The sequence below is a fragment of the Streptomyces sp. NPDC046122 genome (genome assembly GCF_056429965.1).
In genome coordinates this window covers 130,429-154,007 of record NZ_JBWKLQ010000012.1, presented here as the reverse complement: position 1 = coordinate 154,007, position 23,579 = coordinate 130,429, and the positions used below count along the sequence as shown (strand labels likewise).

Annotated in this window: 22 protein-coding genes; 16 read left to right on the top strand and 6 right to left on the bottom strand. The window is 73.1% G+C overall.

The annotated features are described in order from the left end of the window. Nucleotides 1-197 precede the first annotated feature (197 nt). Nucleotides 198-1,448 carry a GAF domain-containing protein gene (locus tag AC07FK_RS26525; protein WP_479107451.1) on the bottom strand — a complete coding sequence of 417 codons (1,251 nt, stop codon included), beginning with the start codon at nucleotides 1,446-1,448 and terminating at the stop codon, nucleotides 198-200. Nucleotides 1,449-1,722: 274 nt separating this feature from the next. Here AC07FK_RS26525 and AC07FK_RS26520 point away from each other — a divergent pair, with 274 nt between their 5' ends. From AC07FK_RS26520 to AC07FK_RS26510, 3 genes are all read left to right on the top strand, one after another. Further along, complete coding sequence (locus tag AC07FK_RS26520; protein ID WP_479107450.1) at nucleotides 1,723-2,784, top strand: fatty acid desaturase family protein; 1,062 nt, start codon at nucleotides 1,723-1,725, stop codon at nucleotides 2,782-2,784. Between the two features lie 82 nt (nucleotides 2,785-2,866). Beyond that, nucleotides 2,867-3,049: a hypothetical protein gene (locus tag AC07FK_RS26515; protein WP_453406082.1), complete on the top strand. Its 183-nt coding sequence runs from the start codon at nucleotides 2,867-2,869 to the stop codon at nucleotides 3,047-3,049. Nucleotides 3,050-3,122: 73 nt separating this feature from the next. Further along, on the top strand, nucleotides 3,123-3,665 hold the full coding sequence (locus tag AC07FK_RS26510) for an MOSC domain-containing protein (protein ID WP_479107449.1): 543 nt from the start codon (nucleotides 3,123-3,125) through the stop codon (nucleotides 3,663-3,665). Between the two features lie 8 nt (nucleotides 3,666-3,673). Here AC07FK_RS26510 and AC07FK_RS26505 read toward each other — a convergent pair whose 3' ends face one another. After that, the gene (locus tag AC07FK_RS26505) at nucleotides 3,674-5,044 is read right to left on the bottom strand and encodes a tannase/feruloyl esterase family alpha/beta hydrolase (RefSeq protein WP_479107448.1); all 1,371 of its coding nucleotides are present in this window, start codon (nucleotides 5,042-5,044) and stop codon (nucleotides 3,674-3,676) included. A gap of 238 nt (nucleotides 5,045-5,282) precedes the next feature. Between AC07FK_RS26505 and AC07FK_RS26500 the strand changes: the two genes are divergently transcribed. After that, a complete protein-coding gene (locus AC07FK_RS26500; RefSeq protein ID WP_479107447.1) occupies nucleotides 5,283-8,687 on the top strand; it encodes a hypothetical protein in 3,405 nt (1,134 codons plus the stop codon). Between the two features lie 19 nt (nucleotides 8,688-8,706). Here the strand turns inward: AC07FK_RS26500 and AC07FK_RS26495 are convergent, their stop codons facing one another. Further along, nucleotides 8,707-9,525, bottom strand: a complete 819-nt coding sequence (locus AC07FK_RS26495) for a hypothetical protein (protein WP_479107446.1) — start codon at nucleotides 9,523-9,525, stop codon at nucleotides 8,707-8,709. A gap of 82 nt (nucleotides 9,526-9,607) precedes the next feature. Next, the gene (locus AC07FK_RS26490; RefSeq protein WP_479107445.1) at nucleotides 9,608-9,916 is read right to left on the bottom strand and encodes a hypothetical protein; all 309 of its coding nucleotides are present in this window, start codon (nucleotides 9,914-9,916) and stop codon (nucleotides 9,608-9,610) included. 97 nt (nucleotides 9,917-10,013) lie between these two features. On the opposite strand from AC07FK_RS26490, the gene AC07FK_RS26485 reads away from it, so the two are divergent. Then, nucleotides 10,014-10,910: an oxygenase MpaB family protein gene (locus tag AC07FK_RS26485; RefSeq protein WP_479107444.1), complete on the top strand. Its 897-nt coding sequence runs from the start codon at nucleotides 10,014-10,016 to the stop codon at nucleotides 10,908-10,910. Between the two features lie 30 nt (nucleotides 10,911-10,940). Here AC07FK_RS26485 and AC07FK_RS26480 read toward each other — a convergent pair whose 3' ends face one another. Further along, nucleotides 10,941-11,552, bottom strand: a complete 612-nt coding sequence (locus AC07FK_RS26480) for a class I SAM-dependent methyltransferase (RefSeq protein WP_479107443.1) — start codon at nucleotides 11,550-11,552, stop codon at nucleotides 10,941-10,943. Nucleotides 11,553-11,719: 167 nt separating this feature from the next. Here AC07FK_RS26480 and AC07FK_RS26475 point away from each other — a divergent pair, with 167 nt between their 5' ends. From AC07FK_RS26475 to AC07FK_RS26425, 11 genes are all read left to right on the top strand, one after another. Next, a complete protein-coding gene (locus tag AC07FK_RS26475; RefSeq protein WP_479107442.1) occupies nucleotides 11,720-12,493 on the top strand; it encodes an MHYT domain-containing protein in 774 nt (257 codons plus the stop codon). Between the two features lie 60 nt (nucleotides 12,494-12,553). Further along, nucleotides 12,554-15,097 (top strand): sensor histidine kinase, encoded by a 2,544-nt coding sequence (locus tag AC07FK_RS26470; protein WP_479107441.1) that lies wholly within the window; start codon nucleotides 12,554-12,556, stop codon nucleotides 15,095-15,097. Next, entirely contained in the window at nucleotides 15,094-15,534 is a 441-nt protein-coding gene (locus AC07FK_RS26465; protein WP_479107440.1) for a roadblock/LC7 domain-containing protein, read from the top strand. Before AC07FK_RS26470 ends, AC07FK_RS26465 begins: the two co-directional genes overlap by 4 nt. A gap of 32 nt (nucleotides 15,535-15,566) precedes the next feature. Further along, nucleotides 15,567-15,980 (top strand): DUF742 domain-containing protein, encoded by a 414-nt coding sequence (locus AC07FK_RS26460; RefSeq protein WP_479107439.1) that lies wholly within the window; start codon nucleotides 15,567-15,569, stop codon nucleotides 15,978-15,980. A 115-nt stretch (nucleotides 15,981-16,095) separates the two neighbouring features. After that, on the top strand, nucleotides 16,096-16,701 hold the full coding sequence (locus tag AC07FK_RS26455) for a GTP-binding protein (protein WP_479107438.1): 606 nt from the start codon (nucleotides 16,096-16,098) through the stop codon (nucleotides 16,699-16,701). A gap of 135 nt (nucleotides 16,702-16,836) precedes the next feature. Continuing rightward, a complete protein-coding gene (locus AC07FK_RS26450) occupies nucleotides 16,837-17,250 on the top strand; it encodes a roadblock/LC7 domain-containing protein (protein ID WP_479107437.1) in 414 nt (137 codons plus the stop codon). A gap of 109 nt (nucleotides 17,251-17,359) precedes the next feature. After that, nucleotides 17,360-18,250 (top strand): DUF6397 family protein, encoded by an 891-nt coding sequence (locus AC07FK_RS26445; protein WP_479107436.1) that lies wholly within the window; start codon nucleotides 17,360-17,362, stop codon nucleotides 18,248-18,250. Nucleotides 18,251-18,387: 137 nt separating this feature from the next. After that, nucleotides 18,388-18,729 carry a hypothetical protein gene (locus AC07FK_RS26440; protein WP_479107435.1) on the top strand — a complete coding sequence of 114 codons (342 nt, stop codon included), beginning with the start codon at nucleotides 18,388-18,390 and terminating at the stop codon, nucleotides 18,727-18,729. A gap of 43 nt (nucleotides 18,730-18,772) precedes the next feature. Continuing rightward, nucleotides 18,773-21,058: a telomere-associated protein Tap gene (gene tap, locus AC07FK_RS26435; protein ID WP_479107434.1), complete on the top strand. Its 2,286-nt coding sequence runs from the start codon at nucleotides 18,773-18,775 to the stop codon at nucleotides 21,056-21,058. Nucleotides 21,059-21,075: 17 nt separating this feature from the next. Continuing rightward, complete coding sequence (gene tpg, locus AC07FK_RS26430; protein WP_479107433.1) at nucleotides 21,076-21,636, top strand: telomere-protecting terminal protein Tpg; 561 nt, start codon at nucleotides 21,076-21,078, stop codon at nucleotides 21,634-21,636. A gap of 104 nt (nucleotides 21,637-21,740) precedes the next feature. Continuing rightward, nucleotides 21,741-22,235, top strand: a complete 495-nt coding sequence (locus tag AC07FK_RS26425; protein WP_479107432.1) for a hypothetical protein — start codon at nucleotides 21,741-21,743, stop codon at nucleotides 22,233-22,235. Between the two features lie 39 nt (nucleotides 22,236-22,274). Here the strand turns inward: AC07FK_RS26425 and AC07FK_RS26420 are convergent, their stop codons facing one another. Beyond that, nucleotides 22,275-23,036, bottom strand: a complete 762-nt coding sequence (locus AC07FK_RS26420) for a class I SAM-dependent methyltransferase (RefSeq protein WP_479107431.1) — start codon at nucleotides 23,034-23,036, stop codon at nucleotides 22,275-22,277. Between the last annotated feature and the right edge of the window lie 543 nt (nucleotides 23,037-23,579).

Sequence of the window (23,579 nt, the reverse complement as noted above, 5' to 3'; positions counted from 1 at the left end):
CCGGGTTCGGCCGGTCGGACGCCGGGGCGGCGCCCCGTCGGGTCACGCAGCGCGGTGTGCCACCGGCGGACAGCGCTCCCTGTACGACACTTCCGGGAACGACACTAAGGAGGCGGGGCGGGGTTCGCAGTACGGAGCGGTCATCCGGCGCAAGCGAGCGAACCGGACACACACTCGCGGCCCCTTCCCCGGCCCCGTCAGGCGCCCTGCCAGGCGTGGAGCTCGCGTACGCGGCTCAGGGCGGCGGGGCGCTGCGGTGCGGGCAGCGCCGAGGCGAGGGCCTCCCAGACGGGAAGGTCGTCCTGGCCCCACGGGCTGTACGCCCAGTCCGCGAGCAGCCCGGGATCCGCGCGGGCGAGCAGTGCCTGCCGCAACTGCTCCGCCAGGCGCTCCCGCACGCGTACCACCTCCGGGGCCCGCGAGGCGGGCAGCAGCGGGCCGGCGTACCCGCTCATGGCGGCGGTCGTCCCGCCGGACGCCAGGCGCCGCCCGACGGCGGCGAAGTCCGTGTCGACGGGCACGGCGAGCCGGTACGGCCGGGACAGGACCAGAGCCGGGCCCACCAGGCGGCGGAGCCGGGCCACCTCGGCGCGCAGGGTGACGGGGGTGACCGCCTCGTCCTCGTACAGGGCGATGACCAGCTCCTCGCCGGTGAGGCCCTCGGGGTGACGGGAGAGCAGCACCAGGATCTCGCTGTGGCGCCGGCTGAGGCGTACCGTGCGGCCCCCGACCGCGAGCAGCGCCTCGTCCCTGCCCAGGGCCACCAGCCGGGGCCGCTCGCGCACAGGGGGTGCGAGGAGCGCGAGCCGTGACTCGGCCGCGCACGCGACCGCCTGGACGAACGCCAGGCTGTGCGGGTGCGCGAGCCCGTTCCCGCCGGTGATGTCGACGGCCCCCAGGAGCCGCCCGGTGTGCGGGTCGTGCACGGGAGCCGCCGCACACGTCCAGGGCTGTACGGGTCTGCTGAAGTGCTCGGCCGCGAACACCTGCACGGGCCGGTCGAGGGCGACGGCGGTGCCCGGCGCGTTCGTGCCCACGGCGGACTCGGCCCAGCGGGCGCCCGGCACGAAGTTCAGCCGCGCAGCGCGCCGCTCGGTCCTGGGGTGCCCCTCGACCCACAGCAGCCGGCCCCGCGTGTCGCACACCGCGAGCAGATGCTCCCCGTCGTGCGCGAAGGCGCCCATCAGCTCGCGGAACAGGGGCATCACCGGCGCCAGCGGATGCTCGTCCCGGTACGTCCCGAGGTCGCCGTCGGCGAGCTCCACACATGCCGTCGTGTCGGGGCTGACGCGGGCCCGCGCGGAACGCCGCCAGGACTCGCCGACGACGGTACGCACCCGCCGCTCCAGTCGCCCCGCCATGGTGAACGCCTCGTGGGCCCGGCGCAGTTCACTGATCCGCGCCCCGGGGTCGGCGCCCGCTTCCAGAGCCACCCATGCATCGCTCACTCCGGCCTCCCGGGCCATCGTGACGGAGCCCGAGCGCCCCGGCAACCACGCCGTCCTCCCGGACGACCGCGGCGCCGCGCACGCTCCGGGACCGGGCTCGACCGGGGCGCGCACCGGCGCGCGCATCCCGTGCCGGGGTGTACCCGCCCCCCCGCACCCCTGGGGCGGGCACCCCCGGAACCCGGGGGCTGCCACCATGGTCGTCCAGGGGTACCCGTCCGTAGTTTCGGGAGCTCGGAGCACTGCTCGGAGCCACCTGAGAACCGGAGACCCCATGCCCCAGGCCGCCGCCGTCGCGGAACCCACGACAGGCTCCGCGGGGAGCGATTTCGCCCCGCTCCTGCGCAGCGTTCGGGATCAGGGCCTCCTGAAGCGACGCACCGGCTGGTACGCGCTGGGCATCGCCGCCAATCTGCTCGCCATGGCCGCCGTCCTCACCGCCGTGGTGTTCGCCGGCGACTCCTGGTGGGCGCTCGCGCTCGCCCCGCCGCTGACCGTGCTGTGGGCCCGTACCGCCTTCGTCGGCCACGACGCGGGACACGCGCAGATAACCGGCGACCGCCGGGTGAGTCTGGCGATCAGCCTCGTCCACAGCAATCTGCTCCTCGGCATGAACCAGGCGTGGTGGAACGACAAGCACGTACGCCACCACGCGAACCCCAATCACATCGACAAGGACCCGGACGTCGGTGTGGGGGCACTGGTGTGGACCGAAGAACAGGCCGCACAGCGGGCGGGCTTCGCCCGTTGGCTCACCCGCCACCAGGCACGCCTGTTCTTCCCGATGCTGCTGCTCGAAGGCATCGCCCTGAAGATCTACGGCTTCCAGTACCTGCGCCGCCTGCCGGTGCGTGAACGCGTACGGGAAGGCTCCCTGCTCGTGGCGCACCTCGTCGGGTACTTCGGCTTCCTGTTCGCCGTTCTGTCGCCGGGCAGGGCCGTCGTGTTCGCGCTCGTGCACCACGCGCTGTTCGGCCTCCACCTCGGCATGGCGTTCGCCCCCAACCACAAGGGGATGGAGATGCCCGACCCCGACGGCGAGCGCTGGGGACATCTGCGCCGGCAGGTCGTGACCTCACGCAACGTACGCGGCGGGGCGCTCACCGACTGGTTCCTCGGCGGCCTCAACTACCAGATCGAGCACCACCTCTTCCCGAGCATGGCGCGCCCGAACCTCCGGCGCGCCCAGCCGCTGGTGCGCGCCCACTGCGCGGCCCTGGGGGTGCCGTACGCGGAGACCGGGCTGATCGACTCGTACCGGCAGGCCCTGCGGCACATGCACGACGTCGGAGCGCCGCTCAGAAACGGTGGTACCGGAAAGAACAGGGCAGGGTAGCGGCCCGGTCGGCGGAACTGTGGCGCGGTCGCGCACGTTGGTGGAGCATGAGGCGGCAGCAGCCGCGAAGGAGGCGTCGAAGATGTCGAAGAGCGCGAAGGTCGCCACCGGTGGCGTCGTGGTCGGAGTCGCCCTGATCTGGCTGGTCGGATTCTGGCCCGCCCTGCTCGTCATGATCGGTGTGCCCGTCGCGGCCTACCTGCTGCTGGACAACTCGCAGCGCCGCAGGCTGCGCGGGATCTCCCGCAAGCAGATCGGCCGCTGAGCCCGCCCCGACCGTGCCGGGATAAGGTCGGAAAGAGATCGAGTACCGGCACGGACGAGGGGGCTTCGACACCATGAGCGGCGCAGTGACGGCGGTCAGCAGCAACGGGGAGTACGCGTTCACCAAGCCGAACCGCGACAGCATCACGCTGGTGGCCGGTCTCGGTGTGGAGGGCGACGTGCACGCGGGGACGACCGTCAAGCACCGTTCCCGCGTCGCGCAGGACCCCACGCAGCCGAACCTGCGCCAGGTGCACCTCATCCACGAGGAACTGTTCGGCGAGCTGAGCCGCGAGGGTTTCACGGTCCGGCCGGGCGAGCTCGGCGAGAACATCACCACCAGCGGCATCGACCTCCTCGGACTGCCCGAGGGCACCCTGCTGCACCTCGGCGCCGAAGCCGTCGTCGAGGTCACCGGCCTGCGCAACCCGTGCATCCAGATCGAGGCCTTCCGGGAGGGCCTCCTGAAGGAGGTCGTCGGCCGGGACGCACAGGGCAACGTCGTCCGCAAGGCCGGGATCATGAGCGTCGTCAAGGTGGGCGGCGCGGTGCGGCCCGGCGACCGGATCGAGGCCGTCCTGCCCGCGGAGCCGCACCGCCCCCTGGAGCGCGTCTGAGCCCCGGCTCAGCCCAGCGCGCAGGAGTTGACCACGTCACCGCCCGCCGGCCTGGCTATCGTCCGGTCCGCGGGCGGAGCGCTGCCCTCCTCGACCCACGCGACGAGCGTGGTGAACGCCGAGCGGTAGCAGGGCAGGATGGGCCGCAGCCGGTCGGGATACGCGTCGTGGAGCGAGTCCACGTGGGTGCCGCCCTCGACGGTGTAGTAGCGGTGCAGCCCGGAGCGGCCCCGCCGGGTCACCATCCGCTCGTACACGTCCGAGTCGGTGGCGATCGGCAGCAGCGTGTCGAGGTCGCCGTGCAGGGTGATCAGGGGCCTGCCGATCCGTCCCGTCAGCGCGACCCGTCCCACCGCGCGACGCACCGACTCGGGGCGCGCGGCGTAGTCGTACTCCGCGTCCGACGCACACGGCGCGAGGATCTCCGGCAGCGTCGCACCGGCCGTGGAGCCGGGGCAGGCCCGGTCGTACGACGGATCGAACTCGGCGCGGTAGATCTTCTGCGTCAGGCCCCAGTACGCCTTCTCGTGGTACGGCCACAGGAACCGCGAACCCGGTGCGAACCCGGCCCGCAGCATGTCCTCGTCGTCCGCCCGGCCGAGACTCCGGGCCACGGTGACGGGCAGGGAGCCGAGGAGACCGCCGCCGTCGGCCGTCCACAGCGCGCCCTCCCAGTCCACCCCGCCGTCGTACAGCTCCGGGTGGTTCTCCAGCTGCCAGCGGGTCAGGTAGCCGCCGTTGGAGATGCCCGTCATGTACGTGCGCCGGGGAGCGTGCCCGTACCACCGCTTGAGCGTGGTGCGGGCCGCACGCGTCAGTTCCGTGGTGCGCCGGTTCCACTCCGCCACGGCGTCCCCGGGCCGCCTGCCGTCCGTGAAGAAGTCGGGGCCGCTGTTCCCCTTGTCGGTCGCCGCGTACGCGAATCCCTGAGCCAGCACCTGGTCGGAGATGAGGGTGTCGGTCGCGTACTGCTTGCGCGTCCCGGGCGCGCCCGTGACGACGAGCCCGCCGTTCCAGTGATCGGGCATGCGGATGACGAACTGCGCGTCGTGCCGCCACCCGTGCGTGATGTTGAAGCGCGAGTCGTCGCGGAAGTAACCGTCGATCTGCGCGCCCGGCACCCCGGAGGGGTTCTTCGTGCCCTTCGCGGACAGCCCCGCCTGGTCGGCCATGTCGGTGTACGCCGTGCCGGCCAGCCCCGCCGTCGTCAGGTCCGGCAGACAGGCCACGCGTTGGTGTTCCGCCCCCGGAACGGCCGGACGGTCCCCCCGAGCGCAGAACGTGGCGTCGGGGGCACGGGCCGCGGCGCCGACGGGGCCGGCGGCGGTCAGAACCATGAGCAGCGCGGCGACGAGCGGGACGCCTCTGGACGGGCGCATGGAAGCCTCCGGGTTCGCTTCGAGACACTTCTGGACGGTTCGAAAAAGGGGGAAGAAGGGGGTGCGGCGCCACATCGTGCTGTCGGACGGACCGTCGAGGCCATGGGCGCGGCCCACACGCCCGGGCGCGCTGGCATGGGTGCCGGACCCGAAAACCCCTTGCCCGCTGATCGACTCTCTGTGACGATGACCGCATGAAGAACGGAAGGGAGGCCACGCGATCCTCCGGTGATCGCTGATGGCCCCGTACGACGCCCCGCACGCCCGGCCCCAGCCCCTGACACCCGAATGGCTGACGGCCCACTTCGACCCCCTGCCCTTCCCCGCGCGAAGGGCCGCACTCGCCCGGTACGGCAGAGCACTCGCCCCGGACGCCTACGCCGCGCTGCACGCCGCCCTCGACGCCGGCGACCCCGGGCAACGTCATACGGCGCTCTTCCTCGCCGTCGTACGCCGGGACATCGGCACGGTCTCCGCGGCCCTCGCGGATCCGCTCCTGCGCCGGCGCGCGCTCGCCGCCGCCATCCGCCTGCCGCTCCATGAACAGGCGCTCACCGCACTCGCCCTGCACGACACCGGCGCCGTACGCCACGACACGTTCCGCGTCCTGCGGGCCGGACGCCGCACCGCACTCGCCGACACCCTGGTGCGGCGTGTCCACGAGCGCCACGGCCCCCGGGACGCGGCGCTGCTGCTGACCGCCTGCTCGGCCCGGATCGCGGCTCTCTGGCTCCGACGCCTGGAACCGCCGGCCGGAGTGCTCGCATCCCTGACCCGCACGGCTCCCCGAGCCGTCGCCGCCTGGCTCGCCGCCGCGCACGAATCCCACAGCGACCAGGAACGCCGGCGCAACACGGCAACCCACAGGACCATCGCCACCGCGGCCGCCGAACGCGACGCGCGGGCCGGGCTGCTGCTGCTCCGCAGGGCCCCCGGCCTGCTCACGGAACGGGCGGCGGTGGCCCTCCTGCGCCACCCTTCCCACGTGCTCCGCATCCTGCGGGCCGCACCCCCCGCACCCGGCGGCGAACCGTACGTACTGCAGTTCACGCCCGGGCCGCTCCCTCCTTCGGTCAGGCGCGCCGTACGGGCGCTGCCGCCCGGGGAACTGGCGGAACTCGTGCGTCTGTGCCGGGCCGCACCGCTCAGGCGCCGCGGGTGGGGCCCGGGTGCGGTGGCGCCCGACGCGCTGCTCCAGCTGCTGCCGGACGACGCGCGGCGCCGGGCCGTCGAGGAGCGCACACGGGGCGACCTCGGGCGCCGCACGACGCTGTCCCACCTGGCCGCCGTCGCCGCTCTGCGGCCCGACGACCGAGCCGCCGCCCTCGCCCCCTGGGTCGAGGAGTTGCGGCACAGCGACAGGTCCTTCCGCCGGGCGGCCGCCGGTCTGCCGCTCGCCTTCGCCGAGCCGCTCCTGCGCGAACAGGCGGAGGACCACCGGCTGCACGTGCGGTTGCCGGCCTGGCCCGCTCTGCTCGCCGCCGCCGAACTCGACGGCGACCCCCGGGAGTACGCCCGGATCGCGGCGTCCTGCGAACGCGCGTGGCACGACCAGAACGAAGTACGCCAGTGCGTTCTCGCCCGGCTGGCCGATGCGCCGCCGCACCTGCTCGCGGCCGTCGGGGAACGCGTGCTGCGCGACGGGGTCATGACCGCCGTCCAGTCGCGCGACTCCACCGCTCCCACCCTCGCCGCCGCCGAGAGGTGGCTGCGCCGCACCGCTCGGAGCGCCGGGGCGCGCGGCGACGGCCCGAGGGCGGCCTTCACCGCCCGGCTGCTGTGCGAGGTGATCGCCGACCCGCGACGGAAGGGACCGCGCGAACCGCTGCGCGTCGACGCCCGTACGGCGCGCTCCGTCTGGTCCTCGGTGGCCACCGGGGAACAGCCGCGTCCGGCAACGCTCACCGCCCTCGCGGAACTGCTCGCCCCGCACCTGGCGGAACTCCCCGCCCTGGAAGCGCTGATGCGTCGTACCGCGGAACAGCACGACGACCCGGACGTCGCCTCCCGCGCGGCGGCGGTGTGGATCGGGCCCCCGGCGACCCGGGAACGCCGCTGCGCGGAACTCGTACGCCTCGACCCGTCCTTCGCGGCGGTCCCACCCGTACTGCGTACGCTCGCCACCCGCCGCACCGATCTGCTCGACGACGTCCTGACAGCCGCCGCGCGCGACGGTCTGCGCGGGCGTCTGAGGCCGCGGGCCACCCCCTGGGCGCCCCGGCTGCGGCCCGGTGACACCGGCCGCTGGCTGCCGCGTCAACGCCGTCAGTGGTCGGCGCACCTCGCGGCGGTCGCCGCCGACGAACGGGCCCCGCTGCGGGAGCGGGCCGACGCGGCGGCGCTCGTGACAACCCCGGACGAACTCACCGCCCTGGCCGAGAGCGCGCCCCAGCCCGTCGCGGCGGCCGCGCTCGGCGCGCTCGGCCGTCTCGGCACGCACGGTACGACCGGACCCGTCACGGCCGGACTGCTGGGCACAGCGCTCCGGCACGCGGGCACGGGCGGCGTCCGGGGACGCGCCGCCATGGCCGCGGTACGCCGCCTCCTCGACGCCGTACCGGACGGCGAGGCCGTCGCGCTGCTGGCGGCCCTCCTGCGCAACCCGGCCCACTCGGTCGGCACCCGGAAGGAGGCGGCCAGGGCGCTTGGATCGTTCACCGGCACAGCCCCTCTGGAAGCGCTCGTCGCGGCCTGGGACGAACCGGCCCAGCACCGGGACGTACGGGTCGCCGTCGCCCCCTTCCTGCTGCGCGCCGTCGGCCGGGCCGGCATCGCCGAGCGGCTGTCGTCGCACCTGCGCACCCCGGCGGTCAGAGAAGCGGTCCTCGGGTCGCGGGCCCCCGGCGCGCCACGGGGGGAGCGCGCCGCCTACGCCGCTTTCCTCGCCGGCCTCCTCGAGGACGGCGACGACGACACGCTGGTGGCCGTCTGCCGCGCCCTGACCACCCGTCTCGGCCCGGAGGGGACCGAGGGGCCCACGGACGCCGTCCGCCTTCTCGCGGAGCTCTTCGTGGACCCGTCCCGGACGGGGGAGGTGTGGCACGAGGCGGTACGGCAGCTCGTGTCCATGCCTCCCACCGCGCACACGCGGACCGTCGTCGCGAGCGTGTTCCGCACGCTCCTGCTCGCGGCGCGCTCGGACGACACGGGCACCCGGGCCGGCGCGCTGCGCCGCATGGACGCCTGCGCCGAGGAACTCGGCGGGCAGCAGCGGCACGCGGGCCGCCGGGCCGTCACCGACGCGGCGATCGACACCCTCGAAGAGGCGGGACTGCTCCGCCGGGCGGTCGCGCTCGCCCTCGAAGCGGCTCTGGGAGCGGTACGCCGGGGAGAGACGGAGCCCGCACGCTGGGAGCGGCTGCTGGAACTGATCGGTGAACGGCCCGAGCGGCTCTCGCTGAGCGGCTCGTTCCACCTCGAACCGGGCGACGGCGTGATGGCCGCGGCCCTCGACGCGTCACGCCTGCTGCGCGGACACGGCTCCGGAGCCGCCGGACGGCTCGCTCTCGCCCTGGTGTGCGCCGCGGGGCGTGCGGCGCGATGGCGCGACCCCTGGCCCGGCGAACTGGCGGCCCTGCGCGAGCACCCGGACGCCGACACGTCCCTGGAAGCGCTCCTCGCCGATCCCGGGAACACGTGCTGAGCGAGCGGGAGTGCCGCCGTCAGGCAGGCCGTACGGCGATCCGGTCGAGAGCCGTCAGCAGGCCGGGCAGCTCGGGTCCCCGCCCCACGGGCAGCACCTCGCCCGGCTCGTCGTCCAGCAGCACGAAGGCGATGTCGTCGGTCCTGGCGACCACGGACCACCCCGGGCCGTCGGCCCGCAGTGTCCGCGCCTCGCCGGACGCGAAGGTCGAGCGCACCCGCCCGGGCGGCGGCGGGGCCTGTACGTAGCCGTGCAGCTCCTCGATCACACGCCGCACACCCCGGTGGGGCGTGTCACCGGAGCCGGCGGACATCTCGCCGTCGTCGATCTGCTCCCGCCAGGCCGCCCACTGGAGGGCGATCTCGTCGGCGCCGAGCCGCCGCTGGGCCGGCCCCCAGGTGCCGGTGTCGGGCGGCGAGAGGAGAACCGGGCCGCTCTCGCCGCCCGCCCCGTCCTCGGGTGCGGGGTCGTGCGGGGCGGGGATGCCCGGAGCGGCCACCGCGAGGTGGAGCGGCCAGCCGGGCAGCCCGGCGACGACCGTGCGCTCGTCGGGCGACAGGTCGTACTCCATGCCGCAGTCCCAGGACGCGATGGCGACCGCCACCAGCGACACGTCGTCGATCACCACGGTCCACCGCGCGCCCGTGCCGTCCTGCCCGAGCACCAGCCCGTACCCGTCGGCGTACGGCTCCAGACCGAGCGCAGCGCAGGCCTGCGGATAGTCGTCACCGAGGACGCTCGGGAACTGCGCGGGCGTCAGCAGCACCGCGGTCAGCACGAACAGTGCGTCCTCGGCGTCCTCGGCACTCTCGGCGGTGTCGGTGTCCGGCCCGGTCACGGCACCCTCCTTCGGATCGGTCGTCGGCGCACCCTAACCAGTGAGTAACCCCCTCGTCGAGGGCGGCGAGGTAACGAGCGGATCAGGCGGCCGGCAGGCCGAGCAGGGCACGGGCCACGCTCTGCGGCGACTCGCCGCTCTCCCGCGCGAGAGCGATCACCGCCCGGCAGGCGAGTTCGTTGACACCGAAGGAGAGGGCCTCCGGCGACACCCAGCCGGCCGCTTCCTCGCTACGGCGCTCGTCGTCCTCCGCACACGCGGCGACGTACACCGCGGCGGCCTCGAAGAGGTTGTGCTGACGCGTTCCCGGGCGCGCCCGCGGCGCACCGGCCGCACCGTCCGTACGCGGCCCCAAGAGCTTGCGGAGTCTGTCCTTCGCGTCGTCGAACATGTGGACCGCCTTCCCCCTGGCTGATTGGTGCACGGATCCTCCATGTGTGTTCTTCCAACGTAGAGTTGGAGGCCGGGCGACAGAAGGGGGCGGTGCGTTGAAGCGCTACGACCGGTTGAAGGAGATCCAGCGCCTCGACCCGGACAAGGACTTCCTGACGATCTACCGGCTCACCGCGACGTACGAGTTCCCCTGGGACTACACCCGCGCACTTGAACTGGCCCTGTACCGCACGTACGCCGTCCCTGCGATCGGCCGCCTCCTCGCCGAGACGGCCGAGCTCACCGACCGTTCCCAGAAGCGCTACGACGACACCGCGCTGCTCCTGGACACCGTCGTGGAGCACGGCTTCGACACCGACGATGGCCGCACCGCGATCCGGCGTATCAACCAGATGCACCGGGCCTACGACATCAGCGACGACGACATGCGCTATGTGCTGTGCACGTTCGTCGTCATGCCGAAGCGCTGGATCGACTCCTACGGCTGGCGACGGCTGTCCGACCACGAGCTGCGGGCAGCTGCCGCGTACTACCGCACGCTCGGACGGCACATGGGCATCACGGACATCCCTCAGTCCTTCGAGGAGTTCGAGCGCTTCCTCGACACGTACGAGGCGGAGCACTTCGGCTGGGACGAGGGGGCGCGCGCGGTCTCCGACGCGACGCTGGCGCTCATGGCGTCCTGGTATCCGCGCCCCCTCGCGCCGCTGGTGCGCGGCGCCGCCCTCGCCCTCCTCGACGACGCCCTCCTGCGGGCCTTCCGCTACGACACTCCGTCGCCCGCCGCCCGGGCGGTGGTCAACGGCGCCCTGCGGCTGCGCGCCCGCGCCGTGCGCCTGCTCCCACCGCGCACCGGGCCCCACTACGCACGGCAGAACCCGGAGATCAAGGGGTACCCGAACGGCTACACGGTCGCGGAACTCGGGACGTTCCCGGCCCCCCGCGCGGGTGGCTGCCCGGTCCCGCACACCGTGCGCCCGGCCGCCGAGTGACGACCGGGCGCGGGCGGCACGGCTCCCGGCTCAGTCCCGGACCGCCAGCGCCAGGTACCTGTCGTCCTCGTCGGTGTAGGACGTCATCCGCCACCCGGCGCCCGCCAGCAGCTTCCGGAGGTTGGGCTCGGCCCTCAGATCGTCCGGTGTGATCCGGCGGCCGTGGCGCGCCGCCAGCGCCGCCCGGCCGACCGGATGGAACAGGGCCAGCAGGCCGCCGGGGCGCACCGCTCTTGCCACCTCGCGCAGATCCGCCGAGGGCTGGGCGAGGTGCGAGATCAGCCCGGCCGCGAAGACGGCGTCCAGGGAGCCCGTCCGTACGGGCAGCCGGGCGACGTCGGCCACGAGCAGCCGGGCGGCGCGATCCCGGCCCGCGTCCACGGCCGCCCGAAGCATGGCCGGCGTGAGGTCCGCGCCCAGCACCGCGCCTTCGGGCCCCACGGCCTTGCGCAGGTACGGCAGCGCGCGGCCGGTGCCGCAGCCCGCGTCGAGCACGGCGTCACCGGCCCGCAGACCGAGATCGGCCACGGCGGCGGCGTACGCCGGCCCGTCGTCGGGGAAGCGGGAGTCCCAGTCCGCGGCGCGGGCCGTGAAGAACTCCTGTACGTGCGTGGGGTCGTCGTGCGTGAGGTCGTTGGCCATGCGTACATCGTCCCTCAGAAGCCCCGGGCTCCGGTGACGGCACCGCAGATCCGGCGCGCATGTTCGAGCGCAGGCCGATCGTTCGGCAATGTATCTCTGTCATATTCGGGCAGCTTTCGAAATGCGCCCCCAATGTGCGCCCCCGTGAGGGCTAGCGTCCCTGAGCCATGGGACACCTGGACCACGCCACCTTCGGCTGGCTGACACCCGCGCTGTCGTACGCGATGGCCGTCATCGGCGCCGCCCTCGCCCTGCGGTGCACCGTCCGCGCGCTGGAAGCGAGCGGACGCTCCCGCCGCAACTGGCTGATCACCGCCGCGTCCGCCCTCGGCACCGGCATCTGGACGATGCACTTCGTCGCCATGCTCGGGTTCGGCGTCGCCGGCACCGAGATCCACTACAACGTTCCCCTGACCGTCCTCAGCCTGATCGTCGCGATCCTCGTCGTCGGCGTCGGCGTGTTCGCCGTCGGATACGGCCGCGACCGCGGCAGGGCGCTGCTCCTCGGCGGCGTCACCACCGGGCTCGGTGTGGCGAGCATGCACTACCTCGGCATGGCAGCGCTGCGCCTCCACGGGTCCGTCTCCTACGACCCGCTCACCGTCGGCCTGTCCGTCGTCATAGCGGTCGTCGCCGCGACCGCCGCTCTGTGGGCGGCCCTGAACATCAAGTCGCCGGTCGCGGTCGCCGTGGCCTCACTCGTCATGGGGGCGGCCGTCAGCAGCATGCACTACACCGGCATGGCCGCCGTAGGCGTCCGCGTCAGTCCATCGGGCGAGGCCCTCCCCGGTGCCACGGCCATGCAGTTCATCTTCCCCCTGGCCGTGGGTCTCGGGTCGTACCTCTTCCTCACCGCGGCCTTCGTGGCGCTGTCGCCCACAGCCCGCGAGCGCGCCGCCTACGCCTCCGCCGAGCGGCCGACCGAAACGGCCGTTCCCTAGAACGGCGCCGCGTCCACCGCACCACTCACCGCACGACCCCGTATCCGGAACGAGGAGGCCATGCGCAGACCCCGCAGGACCCCGGGCGCCGAAACACCACCCCGGTCCGCGCCTCCCGCGCGTGGACGGCGGGCGCACGCCGGCCCGCCCGCCGACGAGAACTCCCGAGCGGCGGGAGGCGACACCCGTACGCGGGCACGTTCCGCCGCCGCTTCCCGGGAACGCCGGCGACTGCGCCCCAGAACGGTGCGGGCGAAGATCGTCTCGTTGCTGATGGTGCCCGTCGTCTCCCTGCTCGCTCTCTGGGCCTTCGCCACCGTCACGACGGCACAGGACGTCGCCGGACAACAGCGGCTCCAACGCGTCGACGAGGAGATACGCCTCCCCATCACCACCACCGTCGCGGAACTCCAGGCGGAGCGCCGTGCCGCGCTCCGCCACCTCGCGTCGCCGGACGACGACCGCGCCGCCGCCCTGCGGCAGCAGGCGAAACGGACCGGCAGCGCGGTGGACGTCCTGCGGCTCGACGACGCGCACACCGTCGCCGACGGCGCGGACCTCCCCGGGGAGGTGGCCTCCAGACTGGGCACGTTCGTGTCCGGCACGGAACGGCTGAGCGCGCTGCGTACCCGGGTCCTCGACGGCGGGGCCGACTGGGACAGGACGTACGCGCAGTACACACGGGTCATCCAGGACGCGTTCGGCGTCCAAGGAGCGCTCACGCGCGTCCAGGACGCGCGGCTCGGCTCCTACGCACGTGTACGGCTCGAGTTCGCCCGGGCCGGCGAGATGCTCGCCCGCGAGGACGCCCTGATCTCCTCCGCGCAGCTCACCCGAAGCTTCGAGGCGCGCCGCCACCGTCAGTTCGCCGGAGCGGCGGCGACCCGCAGAGCCCTCACCGAGTCCGCAGTCGCGGACCTCCCGGCCCCTGAGCGCGAAGCCTGGCGCGCACTCACCCGCGAGCGCGCGTACGGCGGCGTACTCACCGCCGAGGACGAAGTGATCGCCGCGCCGCCCGGCCGGAAGGCCGCGCAAGCCGTTCCCGCCGCGTCCTGGGAAGCCGCCCACACCGCCGTCCGGCGCTCGGCGCGCGACATCGGGGAGCGGGCCGAAAGAGGCGCGAGCGGGCCCGCGGGCCCCCTCGCCCGCGGCGCGTTCACACCGTCCGGAGCGGCCGTACTCCTGGGGCTCGTGGCGGTGGCGGCCTCCCTCGTCATCTCCGTACGCATCGGCCGCCGACTCGTCGGCGAACTCGTCAGCCTGCGCAACAGCGCCCTGGAGATCGCCCGGCGCAAACTCCCGCACGCCATGGACCGGCTCCGCGCCGGCGAAGAGATCGACATCCATGCGGAAGCCCCTCAGGGGCCGCCCTCCGACGACGAGATCGGCCAGGTCGGCGAAGCCCTCGCCACCGTGCACCGCGCGGCCGTCGGCGCCGCCGTGGAACGCGCCGAACTCGCCAGCGGCGTGTCGGGCGTCTTCGTCAACCTCGCCCGGCGCAGCCAGGTCCTCGTCCACCGCCAGCTCAACCTGCTCGACAGCATGGAACGCCGCGCCGACGACCCGGGCGAGCTCGGGGACCTGTTCCGCCTCGACCACCTCACCACCCGCATGCGCCGGCACGCGGAGAGCCTGATCATCCTCTCCGGAGCGGCCCCCGGTCGTGCCTGGCGCATGCCCGTACCGCTCACCAACGTCGTACGCGCCGCCGTGTCCGAGATCGAGGACTACGCGCGCGTGGAAGTGCGCCACCTGCCCGAGGCCGCCGTCGCGGGCACCGCCGTGGCCGACCTGACGCACCTGCTGGCGGAACTCGTCGAGAACGCCGCCCAGTTCTCCCCGCCGCACACCAAAGTGCGCGTGACGGGTGAACCCGTGGGAAACGGCTACGCCCTGGAGATCGAGGACCGCGGGCTCGGCATGGGCCCCCAGTCCCTGTCCGAGGCGAACCGGAGGATCGAGCAGTCCGAGGCGCTCGACCTCTTCGACAGCGACCGGCTCGGCCTCTTCGTGGTCAGCCGGCTCGCCTCCCGCCACGGCATCAAGGTCCACCTGCGCACCTCGCCCTACGGCGGGACGACGGCCGTCGTCCTGCTGCCCGTCGCGCTGCTCAAGAGCGCCGTGACGCAGGCGGCGGACGCGGAGCCGGCGGCCGTTCGCGAGCAGCGGCAGGACGGCGTTCCGGCGCGGGACGAGAACGATCCCCGGTTCGGGCCGTCTCTCGCTTCGCGCGGCGGCCCTGTGCGTACGAACGGGGCCGCCCCCACCGCACAGTCCGCGCGTCCGGCACTCGCCGTACAGCCGCAACCGGAGCCGCAGCCGGAGCCCGGCCCGCGCCGGCCCGCCGGAGTGACGACTCTGCGGCCGCACAGCCGCACGCCCCGGCCGGACGTTCCCGGGAACGACGAGAGCGGGCTCCCGAGAAGGGTCCGGCAGGCCAGTCTCGTTCCGCAACTGCGTGAAGCACCCGCACCGCCCGATCCAGCGTCCTCGGACCCCTCCTCAGACGAGGCCGCGAAGCGACGCACTCCGGAACAGGCGAGGGACCGCATGACGGCCTACCGCAGCGGATGGATCCGCGGCAGAGAAGGAGACCCGAAGTGATCGAGCACGAGCGGACGACCCGCACCGCCCACGGCTCCGGCGAACTCGACTGGCTGCTGGACGACCTGGTGACCAGGGTGGGGGAAGTGCGGCACGCGGTGGTGCTGTCGAACGACGGCCTGGCCGTCGGCGCGTCGAGCGGGCTGAACCGCGAGGACGCCGAACACCTGGCGGCCGTGGCGTCCGGCTTCCACAGCCTCGCCAAGGGGGCCGGCCGTCACTTCCGCGTCGGTGACGTACGCCAGACGCTGGTGGAGATGGACGACGGCCTGCTGTTCGTCGCGGCGGCCGGTGACGGGTCCTGCCTCGCCGTGCTCAGCTCCGCCGCGGCCGACATCGGCCTCATCGCCTACGAGATGGCGCGGCTGGTCAAGCGCGTCGGTGAACACCTGTACACGCCGCCCCGCTTCGCCGCGCAGCCGCCGGCCGCGGGGTGACCGTACGACCGCACAGAAGGCGGGCACCGCACATGACCGAGGACGCAGGCACCGACCCCGCCCTCCAGGGCAGCCACTGGTACGACGCCGAGGCGGGCCCTCTGGTACGCCCGTACGCGATGACCGGTGGCAGGACCGAACCGGGTCCCGGTGGGGCGCGGTTCGACTTCATCGCGCTCGTCGACCTCGCGGAGGAGGCGCCGGACAGCGCCGAGGAATCGCTGCTCGGCCCCGAACACCGCGCCCTGGTGGCGCTGTGCCGCCTGGAGACGCAGTCCGTGGCGGAGCTGTCGGCGGGCGCCGACCTGCCGGTCGGCGTCGTCCGCGTTCTCCTCGGTGACCTGCTCGAGTCCGGCTACGTGAGGGTCAGCCGGCCGGTGCCCCCCGCGCAACTGCCGGACGAACGGATTCTCAAGGAGGTGATCGAGGGCTTGCGCGCCCTCTGAGGCCGACTCCCGCGACCCACCCACCCCGCCCCACCCCCCGAACCCCTGCATGGCCGAGCGGCTTGGGGCGACAGGGACGTACCGATGCTGAAAGTTCTCCTGAGAGAAGTGATCGATGGGCTCCGAGCACTCCGACGACACGGCCGGTCAGACGGCCTCCCTCGCGTTGAAAATCCTGGTCGCCGGCGGCTTCGGGGTCGGCAAGACAACCCTCGTCGGCGCCGTCAGCGAGATCCGGCCGCTGCGCACCGAGGAACAGCTCAGTCAGGCCGGCCGTACGGTCGACGACACAGGAGGCGTCGACCGCAAGACCACCACGACCGTCGCCATGGACTTCGGCCGCATCACGATCCGGTCCGGCCTGTCGCTCTACCTCTTCGGCACACCGGGGCAGGACCGGTTCTGGTTCCTGTGGGACGAGCTGTCCCAAGGAGCCCTCGGCGCCGTCGTCCTGGCGGACACCCGTCGCCTGGAGGACTGCTTCCCGGCCGTGGACTACTTCGAGCACCGCCACATCCCCTTCGTCGTGGCGGTCAACTGCTTCGCGGGTTCACGGGCCTACGGTGCCCACGACGTCTCGCGCGCACTCGACCTGGACCGGGGGACACCGGTGGTGCTCTGCGACGCGAGGGACCGCGACTCGGGCAAGGAGGTCCTCGTACGTCTCGTCGAGTACGCGGGAAGGATGCACACCGCACGGCTGCTCGACTCGGTCGGCTGAACCTCCCTCACATGTCCGGCGCCCCACCCGCCCCACGCGTACCGGTGGAAACACGTGCTTGCCGCGACGACGACAGTGGGTAAGGCTGGTCAACGACCAGGGCAACGGGGAACGAAGGAACGGGGAGGCCCAAACATGGCCATGGACAAGGGACTCGACTGGCTGCTGGACGACCTGACCCAGCGGGTCGAGCACGTGCGGCACGCGTTGGTGCTGTCCAACGACGGTCTGGTGACCGGGGCCAGCACGGGTCTGGCGCGGGAGGACGCCGAGCATCTGGCCGCCGTGTCATCGGGTCTGCACAGCCTCGCCAAGGGGTCGGGCCGGCACTTCAGGGCCGGCAAGGTCCGCCAGACGATGGTCGAGTTCGACGAAGGGGTTCTGTTCGTCACAGCGGCCGGCGACGGCAGCTGCCTGTGTGTGCTGAGCGCCGCCGAAGCCGATATCGGGCAGATCGCGTACGAGATGACCCTGCTCGTGAACCGCGTCGGTGAACACCTCGGCGTAGCCGCGAGGCAGCCGGGACTGGGTGCGGTAACCGAGTTCTGACCTGCGCGTTCTCGCCCGGCCGGGAAGTTTTCCACAGGCCGGGCGGGCTGCGCGCGATCCGGGCTACGGTCGTCACCGAGAGTATTCGGATCTCACGGGGGAGACGATCATGACCGTACAGGCAGCACACCGCACCGCCGCGGTCACGCAGACGGCGAAGCCCCTGCCCGTGTCCCGGGCCGTCCAGGAACTGGGCTTGAAGCGCGGGGAGTTCGACCTGGCCGTCCTGCTGGGGCATGTCCGTGCGTCGGTGGAGAGCGACGGCAGTCACCGCAGGGTCGCCCGTGCGGAGATCGACAGGCTGCGGGCGGCGGACCCGACTCTGGAAACGCTGCGTGAGCGGGTGCGGACCGTGGGGACCACCGAGGGGGCACAGATGATGGGCACCAGCCCCGCGCGGTTCGGCAGGCTGGCCCGTGCCGGGTACATCACGCCCGTCAAGTTCTGCTTGAACCGCTACCGGGCCGTCGTCTGGCTGTATCTCGCGGAAGAGCTCCGGGAGTTCGCCGACAATCACCCCGCACTTCTCACCGGCAGGTCACCGCAGAAGATGCGCGACGTGCTCGACGCGGGGGCGGACCGCCGCGCCCGCAACTGGCGAAGCCGGCGCATGAGCCTGCTGACGCGGCAGACTGACGACCTCTGGGAGCAGGCGGCGATCACCAGTTCCGTCCTGAGTGCCGCCCAGCTCGCCGAGGTCGTCGACGACCCCTACGAGCGCGCCTACCTCCACAAGCTCCGGCCGGGGCTGGTGGAGCGCCACAACGAATCACCCTCCGCGCGCGAGGCCATGGACCGGTTGCTGCGGGCCGACGAACCGGACGAGGTCCTCTGGCAGCGGGTGAGCCTCGCGCTGCTGCTGGACGAGGCGCGCGAGCACCGCGGCGCGCCGCGCCCGGCAACGAGCCGCCCGCTCCCTCCGCCGCCTCCCGACCCGGAAACGTCAAGGGGGCTGCGTGCGTGGCTGCGCCGCAGGGTCTGGGAGCCCATGGGCGTCTGACGGCCGCCGAAGTGCGTTCGGCGCATGACGGGACGCGAGCTTTTATCGGCCGATAAAGCTTTTGCTTGGGGCTAGGATCGGATCGGAGTGGTGACCAAAGCAGTGGATGGGGTCAGAGACGGATGCTCGCGGTGGACGTGCGGCAGTCGCTTCGCAAGGGTCAGACCGTTGCGGAGGGGGCTGCCCGGTGGTGGCGCTTCTCCTCGCAGACGGTCGGCAGGCACGGAGACTTCCTGCTGGCCTTCGTTGACGGCGGAGTCTGCGTGGGCGCCTTCCGGATCGTCGGATCCGAGCCGGACGTCACCGCGGGCGGCAAGTACGTTTTCGACCTGGCCCCCGCCACGCGGTTCCAGTGGGCACTGGGGCATCGGCTTCCGCTGCCTCCGGGCCGCAATCCCGCCCGTATCCTCACCGGTCGGCACCTGCGCGAGTTCCTGGACGCCGACCCGCACCGCACCTCAGCGACCGACACCGACTGACACCCGACCGGGACCCGACCGACACCGAAGGAGCGAGCGCCGCATGGCGAGCAAGCCCGACCCCGTCGACGCCCTCCTGAAGTCGGGGCCGCGCCGCACTCACCTGCCCGAGCCGGCCGAGCGTGCCAGGCTGCGCACCGACTACGGCCTCACGCAGGCGGAGATCGCCGCCGCGCTGGGGGTCACCAGGACCACCGTGGCGGGATGGGAAGCCGGCCGCAGCGAACCGCAGGGCCCCACTCGAGCCGCCTACGCGAAGCTGCTCGAAGGCATCGCCACCCAACTGGCAGCCACGCCGCCTCCCCCGACCGCTCCCACGGCGGCCGCGCCACGACCGGGCACGTCGGCCGAAGAGCCGCAGACCGCTCAGGGCACTGAGCCCGTCCGGACCACTGAGCCCGCCCCGACCCCTGAGGCCGCCCAGGCCACCCCTTCCGCTCAGGACGCACCACCCGCCCCGACCACTCGTCCCGCTCAGCCCGTGCAGCCGGCTGAGTCCGCCCGGGCCGCTTCTGGCGCGTCGGAACGGTCGAGCGCGTCCCCGGCACGACGTGTCGCCTCGGCGCCACCCGCCGCCCGCACGCCGGCGGGTCCTCCGGCGTCGCGTCGCTCCTCGGCCGGGAAGCCCGCGTCGCGTGAGCCCGCAGCCGCGCAGGCGGCGTTCGATCCGGCCTTCGCCCACGGCCCGCTCGCGGTGCTGGACGGTGACGGGGCGGCGTACTGCGTGGGCGGACTGGTGCTGGACTGCCCCGCGACGACGGTCCCGGGCCTGGTCGACTGGGCCCTCAACGAGGCGCGTCTGGGAGCGCCCCGGCTGAACCGCAACGGCAAGGACGCCGACCCGCTGATCGTCGTGACCGCGGCGGCCGCCGAGCGGCTCGGCCTGCCGGCCGAGCTGGAGGACCGGCGGGGCCTGCGTCTTCCCGCAGATCACACCGTCAACAAGCAGATTGCCCGGGCCCACTGGCAGACCACCAAGCGCGGCTTCGGACCGTGGGCCAGGGTCTACCGCCCGGCGCAGGCGGGCCGGCGCCAGTGCGTCCAGTTCGCGATCGTGCCCTGGGGCGCGCTCGACCCCCGCGCGTGGGGTGATGCTCCGAACCTTCCAGCGGCAGACCTGGCCCAGGTCCTGGGCGCGTACGCCACCAGAGTCATCACGCCGCGCGGCTCCTGCGCCGTCTCCGGTCTCGAGCTGATGACGGCGCTGCGTCCGCCCACCCGCGCCGTCAAGGACGCGACGACGGGCACCTGGTCGTCCGGCCCCAACCCCGGTGCGCTCACCGCCCCGGTGGACCCGGCGCCACCGGAGGCCCCGGACGAACACCCCGTCGTGGCCGCCCTGTATCCGCGCGGCCACCGGCGCACCCCTGCCGAGGTCCTCGACGAGGAGGCGTACGAGTGGATCCGCGACCCGGAGCTGCTCACCGACGAGGAGTGCGACAAGCCCTACGCGGTCGGCATCGACGTCAACATGGCGTTCGCCGCCGCCGCGAACCGGCTGAACGTGGGCATCGGCCCCGCGGCGCACTTCCACCATCCGGCGTTCGACCCGAAGCTGCCCGGCAGTTGGCTCGTCGACCTGTCACACATCGACATCGATCCGCGCCTCCCCAACCCGTTCACACCGCACGGCGAACGGCCCGCGGGACCGGCCTGGTACGCGACGCCGACCGTCGCCTACGCGGTGGAGCTCGGGCACGAGGTACGGCCGGCCGAGGCGTACGTGCGGCCGCAGAACGCCGCGTACCTGGACGCCTGGTACACGCGGCTGCGCGACGCGTACATGGTGACCATGGAGCGGCTCGGGGTCGTCCCCGGCATGCGTGAGGCCGACTTCCTCAAGGCCATGGACGAGCACAAGCACATCGACGCCCAGGAGGCCGCCGTACTGTCCGCCGTCAAGGCCACGGTCAAGGGCGGCATCGGCAAGCTCCGGGAACGCCCCCAGGGCATCGGATACCGCCCCGGCGAACGCTGGCCGGCACTGGAACGCCCGACCTGGCGTCCCGACATCCGCGCGGCCGTGATCTCCGCCGCCCGGATCAACATGCACCGCAAGATGATGAAGCTGGCGAGTGTCGGACTGTTCCCCATCGCGGTCCTCTCCGACTGCGCGGTGTACCTGTCCGACGGTCCCTCGCCGCTGGACTTCCTGCCCCGCACGCCCGATGACAAGCCGCTGCCCGGCGGGTTCCGGCTCGGCGTGTCACCCGGCATGGTGAAGTGCGAGGGCAGCCGGCCGATGATGTGGGCGGTGCATATGCTCGACCAGGGCCTCAATCCCGCCCGGCACATCAAGGGCGGCGACGCGTCCGCCGACGGCGAGTAGGGGAGGAGGGGGCAGCGATGGGCATCCTGGGCGACAGCCTCGACAAGGCGGAGGCGAACACGTTCACCCGGCCTCTGCCTAAGTCCGCGCAGGCGCGGATGCGTTTTCTGGTGAAGCACGAGAAGGGTTCCACCAAGGCCGTGGCGGAGCGGCTGGGCGTCTCGCAGCGCACCGTGGAGCGCTATCTCACCGGCCAGTTCAAGCGGCCCCGCAGAGACCTTGCCGACCGCCTGGTCGCGGAGGTGGCCAAGAACTGGCAGCCCCGGGTTCGTCAACGGGCGAAGCAGCAGGCCGCGAGCACCACCGGCATCGTGATCGAGACCCGCGCGCGGTTCGGATTCACCGCAGCGCCGGGCACCACGGACGACAGCCGGCTTCGGCTGATCACCCAGCACCTGCCGCCGGCGTACGCGAGCCGCCTCTTCGACGCGCAGGCGGCGGGCGCGAGCGAACAGCAACTGCAGCGCATCGCCGCGGAGGCCCTCCAGGAGGAGTACTTCAAGGACCGCGGGCGCCGGGCGCCCGGTCTCCAGGTCGAGCTGAACGACATCGACTACGTCGAGTTCGACTACCGCTAGGCCCGTCGACCCCGCCGACCCCGACGAGCCCCCGGGCATAGTTGGTGTGTACCTGCCGCTAGAGTGCGTTGCTTGTCGACGTGCCGTACGGCGGAGGGGGACGCATGAGTGGGCAACTGCGGGACACCGCAGGTGAGTTGGCCGACGTGCTGTGGCGGGAGCACACCGTGTACCGGGACCGCGCGGGGGGAGTGGTCATCAGGGGCGAGCATGTGCAGCGCTGGATCAGCCTCGCGCCGGCAGGCGGCCGGGGCGAGATCCTCGTCCGCGCCGGCCGGATCCTCGACGGCGGTACGACGGCCCCGGCCCGTTCGGAGGCGATAGTGCCGCTGGCCGCCGGGGCCGGCGAACTGGCCGCGACCTGCCGCCGCCTCCTCGCGGAAGCCGCCGTCGACACCACCCCGCGGGCGCCGGGCCGCTCCGGCAAGCCGGGAGACCCCGGCCGTCCCAAGAGCTCCGGCAGGTCCGGCCGGTCCGGGAGGTCGCGCGCGCCCCGGCGACGGGGAAGTCACACGAGCTTCAGCTCCTTCGTGGTCCTGGTCTGCGTGGCAGGCGTCGTCGCTCTCTACCTCTACAGCGCCGGAGTGTTCGGCAGGTAGGCGGCTCGCCCGTTCCCGGTCCACTCCCGGCGGTCGGCCTCACACCGGTCTGCGGGCCTCGATGAGGAAGCGGGTCGAGTGAGCCACGAACGGCCCCTCGTCCACGATCTTCTCGTGCAGTTCCCGGAGCCGGTCGCGGTACTGGTCGACGGTGAAACCGGGCACCATCCAGATCACTTTCCGAAGGAAGTAGATCACCGCGCCGATGTCGAAGAACTCGACGCGCAGCCGTTCGAACCGCAGGTCGACCACCTCCAGGCCCGCGGCCTCGGCGTCCCGGCGTTCGTCGTCGGGGTGCCGGGCGCGGCGCACCTCCTCGGGCTGTCGGCCGAGGAAGTACTCGACGAGTTCGAAGACGCTGGAGTGGCCGACGTGCTGGGAGAGGTACGTGCCACCGCGCTGGAGCACCCGGGCGATCTCCTCCCACCACACCGTCGCGGGGTGACGGCTGGTCACCAGGTCGAAGGCGCCGTCCGCGAACGGCAACGGAGGTTCGTCCGCATCCGCGACCACGACGGCGCCGAGCGGGTGCAGCAGCCGCGTCGCCTTGGCGACGTTGGGCGGCCAGGACTCCGTGGCCACCATCGTCGGCGGCAGCTTCGGAGCGCCGGCGAGGACCTCCCCGCCGCCGGTCTGGATGTCGAGCGCCGAGGACGCGCGGGCCAAGCGCTCGCTCATCGCCCGCTGGTACCCCCAGGAGGGGCGCTCTTCGGTCGCCCGGCCCTCGAGCCAGGAGAAGTCCCAGCCCTCCACCGAAACGGCTTCCGCCTCGGACACGAGTTCGTCAAAGGTGCGTGACATACCCGGATGATTGCCTCGGCAATCAACGAAGTCAAAGCGATATGCGATGCGTTCGCCCGGTGAGGAGCCCTGCTCGCCGTGATCGCGTCCATGCTGCCCCCGTCCCGGCCATCACCGGGCGGTCTTCGCACGGCACGACCGCGGCTGCTCCGCACCTTCCCCTGACGCGCGGTCCGGCGTCGCGGACAATCTTCACGCGCCGCCACCGAATGCACGCGCTCCAGTCGGTGGAAACCGGCGGGCCGGCCCACCGGGCAGACACCGACGCGGGATGCCGGCACCCGTGAGCGCCGCGCGACGGCGGCGGCGTTCGTACCGCGCCCGGCTTCGCTCTGCGGTGTCCGAACCGTGCCCGGCTTCGCGCTCATGCCGGGCGGATCGCCCACGGGTCGAGCCGGCCGCACACTCCGACGACCCCTCGCGAAATCCTGTTGACCGGGCCGCCGCCCCACCACAGGATCTGCCCATGGACACCACGACCGCCGCCCCTTCGCCGCTGACCTCCGCCGCCCTTCCGGTGCGGGTCCAGCAGCAGGCCGGCCG

Excerpts from the sequence above, each read along its gene's own strand:
- AC07FK_RS26520 (WP_479107450.1), top strand. The coding sequence starts at position 1,723 with ATGCCCCAGGCCGCCGCCGTCGCGGAACCCACGACAGGCTCCGCGGGG.
- AC07FK_RS26515 (WP_453406082.1), top strand. The coding sequence starts at position 2,867 with ATGTCGAAGAGCGCGAAGGTCGCCACCGGTGGCGTCGTGGTCGGAGTC.
- AC07FK_RS26510 (WP_479107449.1), top strand. The coding sequence starts at position 3,123 with ATGAGCGGCGCAGTGACGGCGGTCAGCAGCAACGGGGAGTACGCGTTC.
- AC07FK_RS26505 (WP_479107448.1), bottom strand. The coding sequence starts at position 5,044 with ATGCGCCCGTCCAGAGGCGTCCCGCTCGTCGCCGCGCTGCTCATGGTT.
- AC07FK_RS26500 (WP_479107447.1), top strand. The coding sequence starts at position 5,283 with ATGGCCCCGTACGACGCCCCGCACGCCCGGCCCCAGCCCCTGACACCC.
- AC07FK_RS26490 (WP_479107445.1), bottom strand. The coding sequence starts at position 9,916 with ATGTTCGACGACGCGAAGGACAGACTCCGCAAGCTCTTGGGGCCGCGT.
- AC07FK_RS26480 (WP_479107443.1), bottom strand. The coding sequence starts at position 11,552 with ATGGCCAACGACCTCACGCACGACGACCCCACGCACGTACAGGAGTTC.
- AC07FK_RS26475 (WP_479107442.1), top strand. The coding sequence starts at position 11,720 with ATGGGACACCTGGACCACGCCACCTTCGGCTGGCTGACACCCGCGCTG.
- AC07FK_RS26470 (WP_479107441.1), top strand. The coding sequence starts at position 12,554 with ATGCGCAGACCCCGCAGGACCCCGGGCGCCGAAACACCACCCCGGTCC.
- AC07FK_RS26460 (WP_479107439.1), top strand. The coding sequence starts at position 15,567 with ATGACCGAGGACGCAGGCACCGACCCCGCCCTCCAGGGCAGCCACTGG.
- AC07FK_RS26455 (WP_479107438.1), top strand. The coding sequence starts at position 16,096 with ATGGGCTCCGAGCACTCCGACGACACGGCCGGTCAGACGGCCTCCCTC.
- AC07FK_RS26450 (WP_479107437.1), top strand. The coding sequence starts at position 16,837 with ATGGCCATGGACAAGGGACTCGACTGGCTGCTGGACGACCTGACCCAG.
- AC07FK_RS26445 (WP_479107436.1), top strand. The coding sequence starts at position 17,360 with ATGACCGTACAGGCAGCACACCGCACCGCCGCGGTCACGCAGACGGCG.
- tap (WP_479107434.1), top strand. The coding sequence starts at position 18,773 with ATGGCGAGCAAGCCCGACCCCGTCGACGCCCTCCTGAAGTCGGGGCCG.
- tpg (WP_479107433.1), top strand. The coding sequence starts at position 21,076 with ATGGGCATCCTGGGCGACAGCCTCGACAAGGCGGAGGCGAACACGTTC.
- AC07FK_RS26425 (WP_479107432.1), top strand. The coding sequence starts at position 21,741 with ATGAGTGGGCAACTGCGGGACACCGCAGGTGAGTTGGCCGACGTGCTG.
- AC07FK_RS26420 (WP_479107431.1), bottom strand. The coding sequence starts at position 23,036 with ATGTCACGCACCTTTGACGAACTCGTGTCCGAGGCGGAAGCCGTTTCG.